Source organism: Bartonella sp. HY761, assembly GCF_026743145.1.
Classification (GTDB): Bacteria; Pseudomonadota; Alphaproteobacteria; order Rhizobiales; family Rhizobiaceae; genus HY038.
In genome coordinates this window covers 1,586,140-1,605,209 of the sequence record NZ_CP104887.1, presented here as the reverse complement: position 1 = coordinate 1,605,209, position 19,070 = coordinate 1,586,140, and the positions used below count along the sequence as shown (strand labels likewise).

The window sequence follows — 19,070 nt, the reverse complement described above, 5'->3', positions numbered from 1 at the left end:
CAAGTGTAAAATTAACGGGCGGTCCCTGATCCAAAATCACCAATTGTACGAAATGATAGCATAAAATTCCAATTATGCGAAGATGCGGTTTCTCCTGGATTGCGAGTTTGCGAATAACCAAAAAGAATACCAAAGCATTCATCTTGATAATTTATTGCGGTACCCGCGCGCACAACCGTCTCTGAAACAATATCATAGCTAGTATTGGCTGATATATTCCAATTGTTAATTATTTTAACGCTTCCATTAACTGAAACTTCTTGACGGTCATCAGAATAGCCATAATTAGCTTGGCGCTCAATATAGGCGTATTGCGTTCCTAGCGATAGACTGGACCATTGCTTGCGAAGATCTATTTCACCGCGCCGCACTTGCAAGGTTCTTTCATCAAAGCGCCCACGCGTTGCCAAGGATAGGCCTGCACCATCAGATAAGCCAAGCATTGCTACATAATCAGAGCGTGCGGTTTCAAGGCCAGAATTGGAGCCAACGCTAACCAAGTCACTGCTATCAAATGAATTTATGCCGCCGAGTTGGAATGACTGTCCTGCTAGGCCATAAAGCGACCAGTTATTATCAAAGTTGCCAGAATAACGTACACCCAAATTGGCTCTAGTGCCGCCTTCTACGCGATCATATCCCGAAAACTTGTCGCGCTCAAATAATGTAGTTGCATCAAATACGAAACTTTGTGCATCCTCATTGGTTAAGCGCCCAGCATATTGTTCATTATTGCGAGCATAAATTTGTGCGGTTGGCTCAATGATATGGGTTGAACTGCCCGCACTTATTAAAATTGGATAGCGCACTTCCAAGCCAGCTGTAGCCATGCCACGCAAGGCATTATCTTTAATATCAAATTTGCTATAGTCTAAGCTAGATGATAGCGCTTTGCTATAATTATCGTCCGGCGATATTACAAAACCATCGCCGCGCAAAGCAAATAACGGTGTTATCACCAAACCTTGCTCAGATATAAAATCACGCTTCCATTCAAGTTCGCCAGTTAAGCGTGTTGATGTTCCATTGATGCCGGCTAAGCGCGCTCTGTCAAGCGCGTTTCCATTCCAGTCAGCAAATGCATAATCGGCATTTTCTCTATATAGTGATTGGAAGTTTGACGTAACCTTTAACTCACCGCCGAAAACAGCTTCATCAGGAATGAACGAATAATCAATCCTTGGTAAAACCCAAGGTTGTTTGGTATTACGTTCACTGCTATTTGATTTTAATAGATCTTCTTGAACATCGAAGTGATAAAAGCGCATGTCAAAATAATTGCGCTTATTCAAACCAGTCAAGTATATTTGTGACCGGTTAACCTCCGAATTATAATCAGAAATACCGTAGGTTCTGCTAAAATTACGATCTGATTGTGCAAGAATGTCCCAACCAAAATTCCAGCGCGGATTAATATTAAAATCGCCCTTAGTAGTCAAAGAGTAGCGATTAGTTTGGCGCTTATCAATTGACCAGCTATCAAAGTCGTCACGATTTAATTGGTTGATGTAATTTAAGCGAATGTCATAGCTACCGTTTTCTAAACGATGCCGCCATTCACCCGAGACCAATGCGCCTTGCTTGGAATAGCCAGTTGTTGACAAAGTAAAATCATAGTTGGGTGCTAAATTCCAGAAATAGCCGCTTGAAACACCAAACCCTAAATTATCTTTATAAATAAAGCTAGGTGAAAGAAAACCGCTCTTTCTTTTGACTGAAGGATCGGCCATTTCAAAAACAGGAAACCAAGCAATCGGTACACCATATACTTCAAAGCGACTATCTTCAAAGCGCATGGTTTTAGTTGTGCCGTTCCAGATAATTTTGCGCGCTTTAACCTGCCAAAGCACTTCACTATCAGGCTTTTGGTAACAAGGCTCACAAGCTGTATAGGCGCCGTTATTAAAGACGGTCATTTGTCCGCCACTGCGCTCAGCGCTTTCAGCTGCAAAACGTGTATTATCGGCGGTTTCAGCACGAAGGCTATTCACAAATCCTTCACCAAGATCGTCGGTTAAATCAACTTCTTGGGCATAAACTTTTACACCTTTTGCATCGACAATCTCTACATTGCCACGCCCCATCACACGCTTAGTTTGTTGGTTGTAGGTAACCTCTCGTGCAACAATACGGTTACCATTATATTCAATTTGAACATTGCCTCGAGCAGTTACTGTATGCTGATCTCGATCCATTACCATTTCATCAGCTGATAATAACATTGGAGCGTTATTATTAGCAGAATTACTAGTGGTTAAAGAGCCAATATTTTGGGTATAGGCAGAGGAAGGTAGTCCTACAGTTCCTAAAACACAAGCAAGTGCTGTACCACAAGCCAAGGCCTGTAGGTAACCAATGTAATTACTGTGTTTATTTAATTTATTCACTAGCCATCCTCCTTATGGAGCAAGAAAGAAACTCCAAAGAACATTGCAATTAAAACTGGTACCCATGCAGCGACTATGGGGGGGACATAACCTGCATCACCAAAAGCTTTAACCATTACCGATACAACATAAAGCACGAAACCTGCAAGGATGCCAGCTAAAATCATAATACCAGACTGGCCAAATCGTACAAATTTCAATGAAACAGTTGCTGCGATTAATGTCATTGCCACAAGAAGGGCAGGTAATGCAATGAGAGATTGCAGTTGCATGTTAAAATTATTTGCAGAATACCCAAAAGAACGTGCGACCTCAATTTTATGAGGAAGTTCATAAAACGGAATGGTTGTTGGATCTGCTAGGCGCTCCTCTAAATATTCGGGGCGTAGCTGGGTCGGTATTTCCAATGTTTTAAAAGACTTGGGTGGCGCGCCTGCACTGGTTTGAGTTACATTGTCCAAAATCCATTTGCCAGTTTCTAAGGTTGCGGTGCTAGCATTTAGCCAGTCTTTTATTGTTTTGTCATCATTATAGCGAACAAATACAGCATTTTGTAAAACGCGACCTTTTTCGAGAATCAATGCAGCACCAATAGTTATCCTGCTATTCCCAGTGCTTTGTGTTAGCCAAGGAACACGATTGTCTTTTGCGCTAATTGCAATATTGGTTGGATTAGTCCATTGAGCAATAAGGCTTTCTGCTTTTGCTTGGCTCCAAGCTGCAAGTGGGTTAACGATGACCACTGCTGCAAGGCCAAATAGTAACGCCCCTACACAAGCAGGCAATAAAAATTGCCAAGCAGAAAGCCCTATAGAGCGTGCCACCACAAGCTCGAATCGGCGATTAAGAGACATTAATGTTGCCATTGCTGAAAATAAAGCAACAAAGGGAAAGAGTTGTTGCATGATAAAAGGAATGCGCAAGGCAGATAAAGCAAAAGCGCCTAAAGCTGAATAGCCGGGGAGAGACGCAAGTCGCCCCGCATTTTCAGAAAAATCTATTAACATGGCAAGGGTGAAAATACCGATGACAAAGTAAAAAGTAATACGGATATAACGAATGAAAAAATAGCGTCCAAGTGTCCAGCCAATCATTTTTGGACTCCTTCATTCGCTGCTTTCTTAGTTTTTTTAAATCGAACTTTCGAAAACACTTTTGCTAAACTATCTTGCCAAATTTGCGGTATAGATAATTGACGATTTGTCAGTAATAGAAATGACAGGAACATAATTGATAAAATGGGAACCGCATAGAGAAAAGGAATATAAGCAAGATCATTGTCGGCCTTGTCACCAAAAAAATAACCAAGCCAAAAAATAAAAAACGTACAACCCAAGGCAACTAAAATTGCAGATGTGCCACCTTGCCGGTGTGAGCGCGCGTCGCCAACGGTTGTCAACGCAATCAAGGCGAATACTATTGGATAAAGCCATGAAGAAAACCTGCGGTGCAATTCGGCTGTATATTGTTGTGGACGGCGTTGAAAATTGGGGTCATCGGGGTTGGGGTGGCGTAATTCCGATAAGAATTGGTCTTTAGGATAGGTAAAAGAGCCGCGTTCTTCTGGCGCAAATTCACTTAAATCAAATGTATAGGATTCAAATTTAATGATTTTTATATCACCAGTTTTGTATTCGCGGCGTTGGATTTCACCATTTTTTAATACTAAAAAATCTCCATTTTTATTATTGGCAACATAACCGCTAACCGCGTAATAATTAATTTCAATGTTTGGATCAGTGCGATTGACAATAAAAAGCTCACCAATTTTTCCATCCGCTGTACGTTCGCCAATTTCGAGATAGATATTTTGCTTTAACTGGCGAAAGGCTCCTGTTTGTAAGAACATATTAATTAGATCTGAATTGGCTGAAGCCAACATTTGTCGCATATTGAGGCGGGCATGTGGTGCAACATAATTTGTAATAGCGAAGGAGCTGATAGATGCTAAAATTGCCAATAATATTACTGGGCGCCAGATAACATAACGCGGACTACCCGCAGCAGATATAACGACAAGCTCGGAGTCTTGGTTCATCATATAAAAAATGATAACAATCGCGATAACAAGCGCAAAAGGAATAACGAGCGGAATAACTGAAGGTATAATAAGCGTGGACAAATTAAAAAATGTCCAAAAAGTTTGTCCGCTGGTGGTTAGAAAATTAATGCGATCAAGTAGCTGGACAATCCAAACGATCCCGATTGAACCAAGCAAAACGGCAAAAAATAAAGTTAGAATCCTGCGCAGGATATAGGTCTCGATTAAATGCATAAAAAGAGTTGAAACTCCTGCTCTCTTGGGCGAATAGGCCTTTTAAAAAATATCAATTTGTAAAATGAAACTTAATTTATCATATTACCGATAAGAATCGCATATAAAGCTTAATTATTTTACTTTTGCCATAGGTTTTTACATTTTTTCAAGAAGCTATCATAAATTGTGTAATTAAACAGTAAATCCAAAACAAAGGGATGCTCAATGTCAAAGATTATTTCGCCTAAGATTTCCAGCGTTGCCAAGCCTAAAAAAGGCACTTTTATAATATTTAATGGGGCTAATGTAAGGCCAAGTGATAAGGTTTTAAAAATTGCCAATGAAGATTTCGTCAACCAATTAATTAAAGTTCATGGTTTTAAAGGTGAAGTTTCCACCGCTGTCGAATCTATTCAAAATAATGAACAAGGTTATGATCGTCTTATTCTCATTGGTGCTGGTGAGGTTGATAAATATAATTTTGATGACTGGATGAAACTTGGCGGTTCAACTGCGGCACAATTTGGTGGTAGTCAAAATATTACCGTTGCCCTTTCTTTTGCGGATATTACACCGTCAAAGCGTGATATTGCTGATTTTATAAGCGGTATAATGCTGCGGCTCTATGATTTTGATAAATATAAAACTAAAGCAAAGAAAGATAATAAGGCACCAGTAAAGCTTACTATTCAAGCTGATGATGAAAAGCTTTTAAGTGCCGCCTTTGAAAAGTCTCAACAAATGGTTGAGGCAATTATTCTTGCTCGTGATCTTATTAATGAGCCTGCGAATATTTTGGGCCCCGTTGAATTTTCTGAAGAAATACAAAAACTTGAAAAACTTGGACTCAAAATTGAAATTCTAGGTGAAAAAGAGTTACGCAAGCTTGGTGCTAATGCCATTTTAGGTGTGGCGCGTGGCTCTGCGCGTCCACCGCGCCTTGCAATCATGCGTTGGAATGGCAGCGCATCTAAAGATAATCCTATTGCCTTTGTTGGTAAAGGTGTTGTTTTCGATACTGGTGGCATTTCGCTTAAAGGCGGGGCAGGTATGGAAGATATGAAAGGTGATATGGGGGGAGCCGCCGCAGTTGTTGGTGCAATGCGCCTTTTGGCAGCCCGTAAAGCCAAGGTAAATGCGGTTGGTGTTGTGGGCTTGGTTGAAAATATGCCGGATGGTGATGCACAACGCCCTGGTGATATTGTTACATCAATGTCAGGGCAGACGATTGAGATTATCAATACCGATGCTGAAGGTCGCTTAGTTCTTGCTGATGCCTTATGGTACACAAAAGAAAAGTTTAAACCAAAGTTGATGATTGATTTGGCAACACTGACTGGGGCTATTATGGTGGCTCTTGGGCATGAGCATGCTGGTCTTTTTGCTAATGATGATGCATTGGCCGATCATCTACTTGATGCCGGCCGTTTAACCGGTGAGAAATTGTGGCGCATGCCATTGGGCAAAGAATATGACAAGATTGTTGATTCGAAATTTGCTGATATGCGCAACAGTACTGGTCGGTTGGCTGGTTCGGTAACGGCGGCGCAATTTTTAAAACGCTTTGTTGGTGATACTCCTTGGGCCCACCTTGATATTGCTGGTGCAGCTATTGATTCAATTAAAAATGAGTACAACCAATCATGGGCATCGGGCTTTGGCGTACGCCTATTAGATCGGTTTGTTGCCGAATATTATGAGGACTAAGTTTTGAGTGAAGTTCTGTTCTATCACTTAACACAATCAACATTAGACAGGACCCTGCCGGGTCTTGTCGAGCGCTCATTAGAGCGAAAGTGGCGCGTTTCAATCCAATTTGATAGTGAAAAACGCCGTGATGAAATTGATAAGCATTTATGGGCATTTTCACCAATATCATTTATTCCACATGGACTTGATAGTGATATTTGGCCTCATGAGCAGCCAGTTATCTTAACTTGCACAGACGAAAATCCTAATCAATCAACAGTGCGTTTTTGCATTGAGGGAGCGCAGTGCAAAAATCTTGATAATTACGAGCGTATTGTCATCATATTCGATGGACATGATGGCGAACAACTTAATCGTGTACGTGCGCAATGGAAAGAGTTTAAAACATCGGGGCATACGGTCACCTATTGGCAACAAAACGAAAACCAAAAATGGGAGAAAAAAGCTTAAAATGCGAGTAACACCAATATTATTAATAGCCATTGGTCTTTGGGGTCTGGCAAAGCCAGAAACATTGCTTGATCCAAGTCATTTAGAATATGGACGTTGGATTTTTGTTGTTATTATTGCGCTTGGGGGCTATGCACTATGGCGGACTGTAAAGTCTATGAAGCGTTGATAGGTGTTAGTAGATGTTACTTGCACGACGTATTCTTATTTTGTCTTGGGCTTTAGCAGCTTCATTACTAACGCTTTTTCTCATTGGTTTTAGTCATATTTATTCATCACTTTTTGGTGAGGCCCATGTTTTAATGGCGTTTGATGTAAGTTTCATATTATTTACAGTTATATATACGCTTGTTTTTTGGCGTATTTTAAAGCGACCATTGCCAATTTGGGTTACATTTTTAGCCTTTTTACCGCCTTTTGCAATATTTTGGCTCATTTTGGCGCCTTAAACAACGCCTTAATAGATTTTTAAAATGCACTTAATAGAAAAGCCCCTTCATCTTGAATGAAAGGGCTTTTTATTTTTTGGGCATCTATTCGCAAATTGCGACTACTGACTGATTTCTTTATCTTTAAAGGCGATGAATGCAATTAAAGAAATTATAGCGCTTAGGCAAAGATAATAGCCAAGATAAGCGAGATTGTTAAACTTATCAACGAGTAACGTCGCGATAAATGGAGCAAAAGACCCACCTAAAATTCCAGCCAAATTGAAAGTCATCGACGCGCCACTATAGCGAATATTAGTTGGGAAAGGTGAAGCTAATACCGCACCAATTGGACCATAGGTTAGGCCCATAAGTGATAGGCCAATAATTGATACTGCAAATAGTCCCCAAATACCTTGGCTGAGGAAATAAGGAACAGTAAAGGAGAATAATGCGATGAAGATGGTTACATAAATCATTAAGCGGCGGCGACCAACTATATCAGAAATCCGACCAGCAAAAGGAATGAAAAGTGCAAAAAATACAGCACCAGCGATTTCAACCTCCAAAGCTTGGGTAAAGCTTAGCCCTGCATTTTTTTGTGAGTAAGTAAGGAGATAGGCGGTAAACAGGTAAAACAACACAAATGTAGTCATACCAGCAAAAGTTCCTAATAACAATGTACGCAAATGCTTGGTGAAAACATCTACCATTGGTACTTTTACGCGTTCTTCACGTTCAATTGCAGCTTTAAATTGCGGGGTTTCACTGATTGAAAGACGAACCCAAAGACCAACGACAATAAGGATAATACTGGCGATAAATGGAATGCGCCAACCCCAATTGTAAATTTGCTCCATATCCAAAACGGTTATCATCGCCCAGAATAAGCCTGCGGATAAAATAAGACCGATAGGCGCGCCTAGTTGTGGAAACATTGCATACCAACCGCGTTTTTCAGGTGGAGCATTTTCGGTTGCAAGCAGCACAGCGCCGCCCCATTCACCGCCAAGACCAATACCTTGACCAAAGCGACAAAGTGTTAGTAGCAAAGGCGCAAACCAACCGATGTCTTTATAGGTGGGCAAGCAGCCAATGATGACAGTTGAGATGCCCATGGTGAGCAAAGCAGCAACCAATGTGGCTTTTCTACCAATCTTATCGCCATAATGGCCAAATATAATGGCTCCAAGCGGTCTTGCAAAAAAGGCCGCAGAAAAAATGGCAAATGAGCTGAGTACGGCAAGCGTGTTGGCATCTGGATTTAGCGCATCGCCTTTTGCAAAGAAAATATCAGGAAAGAATAAGGCTGCAGCAATGGCAAAGACATAAAAATCAAAAAATTCTATAGTCGTGCCAATAAGGCTTGCAAGCAAAACCTTGCCGATGGAGTTTTTAGTAGTGCTATTGGAGGAAGCGGTTGACATTTTATTACGAGTCCGCATTGTTTAAAGTATGATAATTACAAAAATGAAGGTAAATTCATAATTTAATTTCCAATTTATGTCTATAGGCATAAATTGGAAATATGCGAAATCATGGCAAAATAATGTTGCTTGATAATAGTATGATATGGAATTTGGTTAAAATACAGCATCAGCATCACGATGCATGAAGAATGGCATAATTTATCAACAATACGTGATTTAATATAGGGAAAAAGGGCATCATAGATGCCCTTGAATGTAATTTAAATATTAACCTCACCAATGCGCTCTAGCGCATCAATGATGAGATCCCAAAAACCTTCGCGATCAAGCTCGGTTGCTACTTGCGTATGGCAGCTTTCATCAACTGGGAAACGGAAATCTGCAACCGTCATACCAAGAGTGAGAGTTCCTGTGAGTTCAATATCAACCGGAACACGCTTAGTTTTGATAAGGTTTGGATTGATGACATAGGCAACCGCACAAGGATCATGTACTGGTGGAGCCGTAAAACCCTGCGCTTCTTTATACATTTTGCCAAAGAATTCTAACAGCTCTACAACAAATTGAGCAGGTTTCGTGCCAATCGCAGCAATTTTTTCAACAATATCGGGCGTTGCAAGTGCTTGGTGGGTAAGGTCAAGCCCTACCATGGTGAGCGGCCATTTTTCGTTAAAGACGATGTGGGCAGCTTCTGGGTCAATTTTAATATTGAATTCGGCAACCGCACTCCAATTACCGACGTGATAGCCACCACCCATTAGCACCACTTCTTTTACCCGCTCGGCAATGCGTGGTTCTTTTCTAACCGCCATAGCAATATTGGTAAGGCCGGCAGTTGGTACGATTGTAATTGTTTTAGGCGGATGTGACATGATGGTGTCAATAATGAGATCAACACCGTGACGCGGATCAAGCTTTAGTGTTGGCTCTGGTAGCACGGGGCCATCAAGACCAGAATCACCATGAATATCAGGGGCAACTTCAATGGCGCGAATTAATGGGCGCACACAACCTGCTGCAAAAGGTACATTGGTAATATTAGCAATACGTGCGACTGCAAGCGCGTTGCGTGTCACTTTTTCGAGCGTCTGGTTACCAACAACAGTGGTTACAGCTACAAGTTCAATATTAGGATTACCATGGGCTAACAACATGGCAATGGCATCGTCGTGACCAGGGTCACAGTCTAAAATGATCTTTTGTTTCGTTTCGCTCATAGTTTTACCTTTATATCTTTTAGTCTTTTCATTTTATTTCGTAAAAATTCGATGTATAAATATGCTCTAGTTTTTCACTCATCAATGATGGTTTTTGGATGAAAATTTTCTACAACCAATTAATCAGAATAACTGCAAGATGTTAAATTTGCAAATTCTAATAAATAATTTGTGATAATATCATAAAAATAACAAAAATTTTTAGATTTAGTTTCATATAAAAAAGTGTTGTTATGCGACTAAAGAAAATAATGGCTTTTTGAAGCTGTAAGTCAAAGGCACTGATCGCTTAAATATATGCGCTTGACCAATATTAAGCCTGTCTAAATTTAATATATCATTGAGCAATTGGTTTTGGGGAAGGCTGTATTAACGCATCAACAAGCTGCAATTTAATCATTGCAACGTAAGTAGAACAAATTGCGCCAACTATTGCGGGTCTCAAATACACTGTTTGTTCTAAAGTTTCAGATTGTTCAAATTGTATATTTATATGATTTAATTGATTTTAATGGCGTCTCCGATAGGATTCGAACCTACGACCTGCGGTTTAGAAGACCGCTGCTCTATCCAGCTGAGCTACGGAGACATATGGGGCCATCAAAACATTAATAGTCAACAATTTAGCCTTATATGAAAGCTTATTCAGCAAATCAAGCTTTTAAATTAAATAAATCAACCCTATCCACTGTTCTGCCCCAAAATAAAAATTGGCTCTTATGGTAGTTTAGCTAATGGTAAATGGTGGTAGGCACGGTTTAGATAGATCAGAGCATCATCTGCGGATTCGCGTTTAATATCGACGACCGCGCCATAAAGCACATAATGAGTGTCATGCTCATGCCAGCCAACAAGACGGCAATCAAATGAAGCAAGGGCGCCAACAAGGGCGGGCGAATCTGTTTTCATACTGTGCCACTCAGCTTTGGCAAAACGCTCATCCTGGCTAAGGCCACCGCGCCCTGCAAATATGTCGGCAAGTTCATGTAAATTGCCTGCAAGAGTATTGACGCAAAACCGACCATTATCGATAAAAAGACGATTATTGGCATGGGTTTTCATGAGGCAAATGAGTAAGGTGGGTGGGGAATCTGATAGGGAGCAACAGGCGGAAATTGTTGTGCCGCGCTTACCAGCAAGTCCATCGGTTGTAACAATATGAACTGCACCAGCAAAATGGCTCATTGCATCGCGATAGGATTGTGATGCAATTGGCTCCATTTTTTCTAATTCAATTGTGTTAATAGGGTTAGCCATAAAATACGTCCATATTAATTTCACTTTTAATCAAGAGTTTTATATGAAAGCCTTGAAAAAATAATGATATAGTTTTACCGCAGTCATGCTTAATTGCCGATAAGGTCTAGTTTAATTTATAAAGCTTGTGAAGAGCCTGAATACAACCATAGTGAAAAAGATTGTTCTCTTTAGAATTTCTTTAAAATAAAGCAGCCCAGCATAATAGGGAAGGTAATATGGCACGCATTGATTTGGTTCTAGGAGGAACACGTTCTGGAAAATCGGTATTTGCAGAAAATTTAGTTCTACAAACAGACTTAACTGCAATTTATCTTGCTACAGCACAAGCCTTCGATGATGAGATGAAAACCCGTATTCAGTTGCACCAAGAACGAAGAAAAAATTATTGGCAAACATTAGAATGTCCGTTAGAGTTGGGTGCAGCGCTTAAAAGCTTGAATAGTCCGGACAATATTATTCTAGTTGATTGCTTGACTTTATGGCTCAGCAATTTAATGCTTAACGACTATGATATTGCAGCCTATCAAAATACTTTGCTCAATCAACTGCAAAACAATGAATCCCATCTTGTTTTTGTTGCGAATGAAGTAGGCTTGGGTATAGTGCCGGACAACAAACTAGGCCGGCAGTTTCGCGACTTTGCCGGTGAGCTCAATCAAAAAATTGCTAGCTATGCTGATAATGTTTATTTTATTGCAGCAGGACTTCCAATCCAATTAAAGGGTAATTAGTTATGACATTGCTTACAACCAAAATTCCGACCACCGTCATCACAGGTTTTTTGGGATCTGGTAAAACAACTATGATCCGTCATTTACTTGAAAATGCAAATGGTAAACGGATAGCTTTGATTATTAATGAATTTGGTGATTTTGGCGTTGATGGTAATTTGCTTAAAAGTTGTGGAATTGAAAATTGCAAGGAAGAAGATGTTATCGAGCTAAATAATGGTTGTATTTGTTGTACCGTTGCTGATGATTTTATACCTGCAATGACCAAGATTTTGGCACGTAGCGAGCGGCCTGATCAAATTATTATTGAAACATCAGGACTTGCCTTGCCGCAGCCCTTGGTTGCAGCTTTTAATTGGCCTGAAATTAAAACATCCGTAACCGTTGATGGCGTTATTACCGTTGTTGATAGTGCGGCGGTTGCTGAGGGACGCTTTGCCGATGATCATGACAAGATTGCCGCTCAACGTTTAAGTGATGAATCGCTAGACCATGAAAGTCCATTGGAAGAATTGTTTGAAGACCAAATCAAGGCTGCAGACCTTATTGTCTTAAATAAAACCGACTTAATTGATGAGCAACAATTAGCTGAAGTTAAACAAACGATTGCAGCAAATGGCGAGCGGGTTGCTAATATGGTTGCTGCTAATTTTGGTAAACTTGGTGCAGATATAGTGCTTGGTTTAAATGTCGGCACAGAAAGCGACATTGAAAACCGTAAATCCCATCATGAGATGCATCATGAAGACGGGGAAGCCCATAGTCATGATGAATTTGAGAGCTTTGTGGTTGAACTTGGTGAAATCACCGATCCAATCCTTTTTGTTGATACATTAAAGAATATTATTCGTGACAATGATATTTTACGCCTTAAAGGTTTTATGGCGGTTAAAGGCAAAGCCATGCGCCTTGTTGTTCAAGCTGTTGGCAGTCGTATTGAACATTACTATGATCGTCCGCTTGATGAAAGTGAAAAGGGTTTAAGTCGCTTAGTGGTGATTGGATTGCATGATATGGATGTTACAAAAATTACAAAGTCCATTCAGCAAGTAGCTGATAAGACCTAATAATGCATCTTTTACTGGCGCAAAAAGGTGCAATCAGCGACGCTGATGAGGCAATTGATCTTGGACAATCGGTAGGTGAAGTAATTTTTCTATCATCTGCCGATACGGAGCTATGTAGCATAGCCGCAGCAAAATCCGCGCTTTTAGATAAGGCTTATTCATTACGGTTAGCCAATTTATTGGCTCTTTCTCACCCGATGTCGGTGGATCATTATATTGAGCGAACTGCAAAATTCGCTCGCCTTATTGTTGTACGTGTTATTGGCGGCGTAAGTTATTGGCGCTATGGTTTGGAAACGCTTTACGCTGCCGCTTGCGAATATGATATTAAATTGGTGGTTTTACCAGGTGACGATAAACCAGATCCAACTTTGATGCGTTTTTGTAGCATTTCCCGCGAGGATTGCGATGCTTTGTGGCAGTATTTGATTGAAGGTGGCAGCTTTAATGCCCAGCATTTTCTCAATTATTGTGGTTTTATACTAGGGAAAAATGAACGTCCAATTGGTGCAAAACCTTTAATGAAAGCGGGACTTTGGTGGCCCAATCTTGCAAATCCTAGTTTGACAGAAATTCAAAATAAATGGCAAGAAAATGGGGTAGTCGCCAATAGCCCTATTGTACCAATTACTTTTTATCGTGCTCTTGTTCAAAGTGGGCAGACTGAGCCAATTGCAGCGATAGTGGAAGCTTTACAGCAGCGCGGTCTTGCACCGTTACCACTTTTTATAAGTAGCTTAAAAGACAGTTTAAGTGTTGCTATTCTTGATGAACTGCTAAGCCAGTGCCCACCAGCGCTTATTTTAAACACAACGGGTTTTGCTGTTTCGTCATTAAGCGGTGAGACAACCGGTACAGTGCTTGATAAATATCATAATATGGTGTTGCAGGTGGTTTTATCAAGTAGCGATAAAGCTACATGGCAATCATCAAGTCGTGGTTTGCCAGCACGAGACATTGCCATGAATGTGTCTTTGCCGGAAGTAGACGGCCGTGTTTTAACTCGTGCTATATCCTTTAAAGCGGCAGAATTTTTTGATGAAGAAGTGGAAGCCAATATTATTCGCCATCAAATACAGCAAGATCGTGTTGATTTTGTTGCTGATTTAGCAAGAAATTGGATTAAACTTGGCAAAAAAGCGCCAATTGAACGAAATGTCGCTTTAGTTATGGCTAATTATCCGGGTGGTGATGGCCGTTTGGGACATGGGGTTGGTCTTGATACACCTGCAGCCACCCATTTGGTATTGAATGCTTTACAAAATAATGGCTATAATGTTGAAAATATCCCTGAAACACCACTAGCTCTTATGGAAAAGCTGATCGAAGGGCCCACCAATGAGGGGGTAAAAGGTCGTATTATTAATGTGTCCCTTGCTCTTCACCGTTATCGGCAATTATTTGCACAATTACCGCAGATCACCCAAGATGAAATGAAAGTGCGCTGGGGTGACCCACAGGAGGATGCATTTATTGTTGATGATGCTTTTGCGCTTCCAATTCTGTTCTTTGGTAAAATAGTCGTTGCATTACAGCCTGAGCGTGCTTTTGGTATGGATGCCAAACAAGTTTACCATGCCCCTGACATTGTTCCATCTCACCACTATATGGCGTTTTATTTTTGGCTGCGTCATGTCTATGGGGCAGATGCCATTGTGCATATAGGTAAGCATGGCAATTTGGAATGGTTACCAGGTAAAGCATTGGCGCTGTCGCAAAATTGCTATCCGGAACTAGCGCTTGGTGCAATCCCGCATATTTATCCCTTTATCGTCAATGATCCAGGTGAGGGGACGCAAGCCAAACGGCGTTCAAGTGCAGTGATAATCGATCACATGACACCGCCATTAACCCGCGCTGAAAGTTATGGGCCGCTTAAAGATTTAGAAGTCTTGGTGGATGAATATTATGAGGCATCAGGGGTCGATCCGCGCCGATTGTTGAAGCTGAAAGATCAAATTTTACAACTGGTTGACATAACAGGTATTGGCAATGATGCAGGGATTAAAGGGCACGATGATGAGGATCTTGCCTTGCAAAAACTTGATGCCTTTTTATGTGATTTGAAAGAATTACAAATTAGAGATGGTTTGCATGTTTTTGGCAGGGCGCCAACCGGCAAGCAATTGACTGATCTGTTAGTGGCTTTGGTTCGTGTTCCACGGGGTCAAAATGAAGATGGTAGTTTACATCGTGCTATAGCCAATGATCTTGATTTGGGTTTTGATCCGTTAAATTGTGATTTGGCAGCGCCTTGGCAAGGTAAGCGGCCTCAAATCCTTGCTGATTTAATCAATGATCCTTGGCGTAGCTTCGGTGATAGCGTTGAGCGTATCGAATTATTAGCGGCAAGTCTTGTTGAAAAAACTATTATTTGTCCAGCCTTGCTGCCACAAACCCAAATAATTTTGCAAAAAATTGATAGGTTTTTACGCCCTTTAGTAAAAAGCTGCGGCAATGCCGAAATGAATGGCCTGCTCACTGCGCTTGATGGTAAATTTGTTGCTCCAGGACCATCTGGTGCGCCAACGCGCGGGCGACTTGATGTCTTACCAACAGGGCGCAATTTTTACTCGGTTGATAACCGCGCTGCGCCAACCCCTGCTGCATGGGATTTGGGTTTTCGCTCTGCCGAATTGTTGATAAAACGCTATGTTCAAGATCACGGTGATTGGCCAAAAGCGCTGGGGCTTACCGTTTGGGGCACGTCTAATATGCGCACGGGCGGCGATGATATTGCACAGGCTTTAGCTTTACTTGGCGTTAAGCCCTTATGGGATATGGCATCACGGCGGGTGACGGGATATGAAATTATACCTTTAGAAAAATTATGCCGTCCGCGTGTTGATGTCACGCTGCGTATATCAGGGTTTTTCCGTGATGCGTTTCCCGATCAATTGGTTTTGCTTGACCAAGCCATTAGAGCTGTTGGTGCGCTTGATGAAGAGGAGGGCTATAACCCGATTGCTGCCAATATGAAGGGGGATATGAAGCGTTTCATGGATGATTATGGATTGCCCCATCAACAAGCGAGCCAAAAGGCCGGTTATCGTATTTTTGGGGCAAAACCGGGGCATTATGGAACTGGCTTACAAGAGCTTCTTGATTCTGGTGAGTGGGATGCGCGGGATGATCTTGGAAAAGCATGGCTCGCCAATTCTGATCATGCCTATGGCATAGGCGAGGGGAAAACAGCAGGCGAAGAATTAAACTCCAGAATGCGCTCCTTGCAATTAATTGTACAAAATCAGGATAATAGAGAGCATGATTTGCTAGATTCTGGTGAATATTATGCTTTTGAAGGTGGTATGGCTGCGGCCGCAGCAACGCAATCAGGGCAATGGCCGCAAATCTATCATAATGATTTATCAAGACCGGAACGACCACTCATCAAAACCTTAGAAGAAGAAATTGCTCGCACATTGCGTGGCCGTGCCATCAATCCCAAATGGATTGCAAGTGCGATGCGGCACGGCTTTAAGGGCGGCGTAGAAATGGCAGCAAGCGTTGACTATCTTTTTGCGTTTGCAGCAACTACAAATGCCGTGCGTAGCGATCATTTTGAAGCAATTTATGATGCTTATATTAATGATGATATGGTTCGATCATTTTTGACTGAGCAAAATCCGGCAGCATTGCGTGAGATAGCACAAAAGCTAAATGAGGCTTTAGATCGTGGGCTTTGGGTTGGGCGCTCCAATTCAGCAGCATTTCAATTGGAAGAATTACAAAATAAGGGTGAATGAAATGGATAAAACCACTATGACGACCGAGGAAATCAATGCCCGTCACGCGGAAAAAATGAAGAAAAAAAAAGCTGCCCGCGATCGAATGAATGAGGGGAAAACCGGCGAAAAAGGACTTTTGATTGTTAATACCGGTAAAGGTAAAGGCAAATCAACCGCAGGTTTTGGTATGGTTTTTCGCGCCCTTGGCCATAATATGAAAATTGGTGTTGTGCAATTTGTTAAAGGTTCACGCGCCACCGGCGAGCGTTTGGCCTTGGATAAATTTGGTGATCAAGTAACTGTGTTTGCCGCAGGCGAGGGCTTTACTTGGGAAACACAAGACCGTGAAAAAGACATTGCCATGGCACGGGAAGCTTGGGAAGTTGCTAAATTAATGATTTTGGACGAAAGTTACGATATGGTGCTTTGTGACGAGTTGAATATCGTTCTGCGCTATGATTATTTGCCTTTAGAAGAAGTGCTTGAAACCGTGCGTGAACGCCCATTTATGAAGCATGTCATTATTACTGGCCGCAATGCCAAGCAAGAGCTTATCGATGAAGCTGACCTTGTTACTGAAATGGAGCTCATCAAGCATCCGTTTCGCTCAGGTATTAAAGGACAAAAGGGGGTTGAGTTTTAAAAATGGCAGCTTCTTGGCAGTTTTGGGCAGTTTTATCAGCAGTTTTTGCAGCTTTAACCGCAATTTTTGCAAAAGTAGGTATTCATGGCATTAATTCTGATTTTGCTACTTTTATACGCACGCTGGTTATTGTGGCGGCACTTTGCCTGTTTTTAACCCTTACCGATCAATGGCATAAGCCAAGTGAAGTATCAGCTAAATCATGGCTATTTCTTGTTCTATCAGGGCTGGCAACAGGTGCTTCATGGCTTGCTTATTTTAGGGCCTTGCAAATTGGCGATGCTTCAAGGGTTGCACCGGTTGATAAATTATCGGTTATTTTAGTCGCGATTTTTGGTGTGGCGTTTCTTGGTGAAAAACTATCTGGTATCAATTGGCTCGGTGTTGTTTTCATTGCTGGTGGCGTCATATTATTATCTTTAAAGTTATGAGTATTTTATATTCATAACTTGCGTTTTTCGTAATTTACAAAGGGTATTTATGTACCCTTTGTAAATAGAATTTTTTTTTGATTGAAAGCGATATTTGGTGAAATTTATCAATTAAATATTGTCTTTAAGGTATGTTTTTCTTTGATTACATGAGGTTTTCTTTTTATTGTTGGTGAGGTTTATCAAAAAGATATAAATTGTTGTTGCAAATTTATGTCGCCAAAATGCTCAAACCTCAACATTAAAAGGAAAAAACGTGGCTGATACATCTGTACTCGATCTTATTGGGAATACGCCGCTTATCCGTTTAAACCGTGCAAGTGAGTTAACAGGTTGTGAAATTTTGGGTAAAGCAGAATTTTTAAACCCCGGTCAATCGGTTAAAGATCGGGCAGCTTTATCGATTATTCGTGATGCAGAACGCAAGGGCGAGCTTAAAAAGGGCGGCATTATTGTTGAAGGAACAGCAGGCAATACCGGCATTGGTCTTGCGCTTGTTGGGGCAGTACTTGGTTATAAAACAATTATCGTTATTCCAAATACCCAATCACAAGAAAAAAAGGATGCACTGCGCTTGCAGGGCGCCGAGCTAATTGAAGTGCCAGCGGTGCCTTATCGTGATGACAATAACTATGTTAAATTATCGGGCCGCCTTGCCGAAAGTTTAAAAAAGACCACTGAAAATGGTGTTTTATGGGCTAACCAATTTGATAATATTGCTAATCGTGAAGCCCATATTAAAACAACGGCTCAAGAGATTTGGCGCGATACACAAGGCAATATTGATGGGTTTATTTGCTCTGTCGGCTCTGGCGGAACTTTGGCAGGTACGGCTATTGGCTTAAAAGAGCATAATAAAGCGATTAAAATTGGTCTTGCCGATCCTTATGGCGCAGCCCTTTATTCTTTTTACACCAATGGTCAATTGCAATCTCAAGGTAGCTCAATAACTGAAGGCATCGGGCAAGGGCGTATAACCGCCAATCTTGATGGTTTGTTGCCTGATTTTTCTTATCAGGTCAGTGACAGTGATGCGCTTATTGAGTTGTTTCATCTTGCTCAACATGAAGGCTTATGCCTTGGCGGGTCATCAGGTATTAATATCGCCGGTGTTATTACTTTAGCGCGCGAATTAGGTAAGGGCAAAACCATTGTTACCATGCTTTGTGATTATGGTAACCGCTACCTATCAAAACTCTATAACCCACAATTCTTGCGCGAAAAATCATTGCCAATCCCGCAATGGCCAGATAAAGCGCAAAAATATAATGTTCCTTTCGTATAATCTCAAAAATCATATTAAGGTTTTTTCTCAGTCCTTCTCATTGGGG

General features: G+C 41.2%; 16 protein-coding genes and 1 tRNA gene. 9 read left to right on the top strand and 8 right to left on the bottom strand.

The features are described 5' to 3' along the window. Positions 1–11: 11 nt before the first annotated feature. Genes N6A79_RS06890 through lptF form a run of 3 tightly spaced genes read right to left on the bottom strand, consistent with a single transcriptional unit; the run spans position 12 to position 4,662 of the window. On the bottom strand, positions 12–2,387 hold the full coding sequence (locus N6A79_RS06890; protein WP_268547483.1) for an LPS-assembly protein LptD: 2,376 nt from the start codon (positions 2,385–2,387) through the stop codon (positions 12–14). Continuing rightward, complete coding sequence (gene lptG / locus N6A79_RS06885) at positions 2,387–3,481, bottom strand: LPS export ABC transporter permease LptG (RefSeq protein WP_268547482.1); 1,095 nt, start codon at positions 3,479–3,481, stop codon at positions 2,387–2,389. Before lptG ends, N6A79_RS06890 begins: the two co-directional genes overlap by 1 nt. Beyond that, entirely contained in the window at positions 3,478–4,662 is a 1,185-nt protein-coding gene (gene lptF / locus N6A79_RS06880) for an LPS export ABC transporter permease LptF (RefSeq protein WP_182419460.1), read from the bottom strand. The genes lptG and lptF overlap by 4 nt, the downstream gene beginning before the upstream one ends. A gap of 207 nt (positions 4,663–4,869) precedes the next feature. Here lptF and N6A79_RS06875 point away from each other — a divergent pair, with 207 nt between their 5' ends. Genes N6A79_RS06875 through N6A79_RS06865 form a run of 3 tightly spaced genes read left to right on the top strand, consistent with a single transcriptional unit; the run spans position 4,870 to position 6,973 of the window. Then, entirely contained in the window at positions 4,870–6,351 is a 1,482-nt protein-coding gene (locus tag N6A79_RS06875; RefSeq protein ID WP_262080474.1) for a leucyl aminopeptidase, read from the top strand. Between the two features lie 3 nt (positions 6,352–6,354). After that, complete coding sequence (locus N6A79_RS06870; RefSeq protein ID WP_268547481.1) at positions 6,355–6,804, top strand: DNA polymerase III subunit chi; 450 nt, start codon at positions 6,355–6,357, stop codon at positions 6,802–6,804. A gap of 1 nt (position 6,805) precedes the next feature. Continuing rightward, on the top strand, positions 6,806–6,973 hold the full coding sequence (locus N6A79_RS06865) for a hypothetical protein (protein WP_268547480.1): 168 nt from the start codon (positions 6,806–6,808) through the stop codon (positions 6,971–6,973). A gap of 99 nt (positions 6,974–7,072) precedes the next feature. Here N6A79_RS06865 and N6A79_RS06860 read toward each other — a convergent pair whose 3' ends face one another. The 5 genes from N6A79_RS06860 to N6A79_RS06840 form a co-directional block, all read right to left on the bottom strand. Continuing rightward, complete coding sequence (locus N6A79_RS06860; protein WP_268547479.1) at positions 7,073–7,240, bottom strand: hypothetical protein; 168 nt, start codon at positions 7,238–7,240, stop codon at positions 7,073–7,075. 114 nt (positions 7,241–7,354) lie between these two features. Continuing rightward, on the bottom strand, positions 7,355–8,659 hold the full coding sequence (locus tag N6A79_RS06855) for an MFS transporter (protein WP_262080466.1): 1,305 nt from the start codon (positions 8,657–8,659) through the stop codon (positions 7,355–7,357). A gap of 263 nt (positions 8,660–8,922) precedes the next feature. Beyond that, the gene (gene uriH / locus N6A79_RS06850) at positions 8,923–9,879 is read right to left on the bottom strand and encodes a uridine-preferring nucleoside hydrolase UriH (RefSeq protein WP_268547478.1); all 957 of its coding nucleotides are present in this window, start codon (positions 9,877–9,879) and stop codon (positions 8,923–8,925) included. Positions 9,880–10,391: 512 nt separating this feature from the next. Continuing rightward, positions 10,392–10,468: transfer RNA gene (locus N6A79_RS06845), tRNA-Arg, on the bottom strand. Positions 10,469–10,596: 128 nt separating this feature from the next. After that, positions 10,597–11,136, bottom strand: coding sequence for a flavin reductase (locus N6A79_RS06840; RefSeq protein WP_268547477.1), 540 nt, complete (start codon positions 11,134–11,136; stop codon positions 10,597–10,599). 218 nt (positions 11,137–11,354) lie between these two features. On the opposite strand from N6A79_RS06840, the gene cobU reads away from it, so the two are divergent. The 6 genes from cobU to N6A79_RS06810 all read left to right on the top strand — a co-directional run bounded on the left by cobU (position 11,355) and on the right by N6A79_RS06810 (position 19,024). Continuing rightward, a complete protein-coding gene (gene cobU / locus N6A79_RS06835) occupies positions 11,355–11,870 on the top strand; it encodes a bifunctional adenosylcobinamide kinase/adenosylcobinamide-phosphate guanylyltransferase (RefSeq protein WP_268547476.1) in 516 nt (171 codons plus the stop codon). A gap of 2 nt (positions 11,871–11,872) precedes the next feature. Beyond that, positions 11,873–12,937, top strand: a complete 1,065-nt coding sequence (gene cobW / locus N6A79_RS06830) for a cobalamin biosynthesis protein CobW (protein ID WP_442784260.1) — start codon at positions 11,873–11,875, stop codon at positions 12,935–12,937. A 2-nt stretch (positions 12,938–12,939) separates the two neighbouring features. Next, complete coding sequence (gene cobN, locus N6A79_RS06825; RefSeq protein WP_268547475.1) at positions 12,940–16,683, top strand: cobaltochelatase subunit CobN; 3,744 nt, start codon at positions 12,940–12,942, stop codon at positions 16,681–16,683. Between the two features lies 1 nt (position 16,684). Next, positions 16,685–17,308 (top strand): cob(I)yrinic acid a,c-diamide adenosyltransferase, encoded by a 624-nt coding sequence (cobO, locus tag N6A79_RS06820; protein WP_268547474.1) that lies wholly within the window; start codon positions 16,685–16,687, stop codon positions 17,306–17,308. Between the two features lie 2 nt (positions 17,309–17,310). Further along, positions 17,311–17,739: an EamA family transporter gene (locus tag N6A79_RS06815; RefSeq protein ID WP_182419450.1), complete on the top strand. Its 429-nt coding sequence runs from the start codon at positions 17,311–17,313 to the stop codon at positions 17,737–17,739. A 256-nt stretch (positions 17,740–17,995) separates the two neighbouring features. Beyond that, positions 17,996–19,024 (top strand): cysteine synthase A, encoded by a 1,029-nt coding sequence (locus N6A79_RS06810; RefSeq protein WP_268547473.1) that lies wholly within the window; start codon positions 17,996–17,998, stop codon positions 19,022–19,024. Positions 19,025–19,070: the final 46 nt, after the last annotated feature.

Excerpts from the sequence above, each read along its gene's own strand:
- lptG (WP_268547482.1), bottom strand. The coding sequence starts at position 3,481 with ATGATTGGCTGGACACTTGGACGCTATTTTTTCATTCGTTATATCCGT.
- lptF (WP_182419460.1), bottom strand. The coding sequence starts at position 4,662 with ATGCATTTAATCGAGACCTATATCCTGCGCAGGATTCTAACTTTATTT.
- N6A79_RS06875 (WP_262080474.1), top strand. The coding sequence starts at position 4,870 with ATGTCAAAGATTATTTCGCCTAAGATTTCCAGCGTTGCCAAGCCTAAA.
- N6A79_RS06865 (WP_268547480.1), top strand. The coding sequence starts at position 6,806 with ATGCGAGTAACACCAATATTATTAATAGCCATTGGTCTTTGGGGTCTG.
- N6A79_RS06860 (WP_268547479.1), bottom strand. The coding sequence starts at position 7,240 with ATGAGCCAAAATATTGCAAAAGGCGGTAAAAAGGCTAAAAATGTAACC.
- N6A79_RS06855 (WP_262080466.1), bottom strand. The coding sequence starts at position 8,659 with ATGTCAACCGCTTCCTCCAATAGCACTACTAAAAACTCCATCGGCAAG.
- uriH (WP_268547478.1), bottom strand. The coding sequence starts at position 9,879 with ATGAGCGAAACGAAACAAAAGATCATTTTAGACTGTGACCCTGGTCAC.
- N6A79_RS06840 (WP_268547477.1), bottom strand. The coding sequence starts at position 11,136 with ATGGCTAACCCTATTAACACAATTGAATTAGAAAAAATGGAGCCAATT.
- cobU (WP_268547476.1), top strand. The coding sequence starts at position 11,355 with ATGGCACGCATTGATTTGGTTCTAGGAGGAACACGTTCTGGAAAATCG.
- cobW (WP_442784260.1), top strand. The coding sequence starts at position 11,873 with ATGACATTGCTTACAACCAAAATTCCGACCACCGTCATCACAGGTTTT.
- cobN (WP_268547475.1), top strand. The coding sequence starts at position 12,940 with ATGCATCTTTTACTGGCGCAAAAAGGTGCAATCAGCGACGCTGATGAG.
- cobO (WP_268547474.1), top strand. The coding sequence starts at position 16,685 with ATGGATAAAACCACTATGACGACCGAGGAAATCAATGCCCGTCACGCG.
- N6A79_RS06815 (WP_182419450.1), top strand. The coding sequence starts at position 17,311 with ATGGCAGCTTCTTGGCAGTTTTGGGCAGTTTTATCAGCAGTTTTTGCA.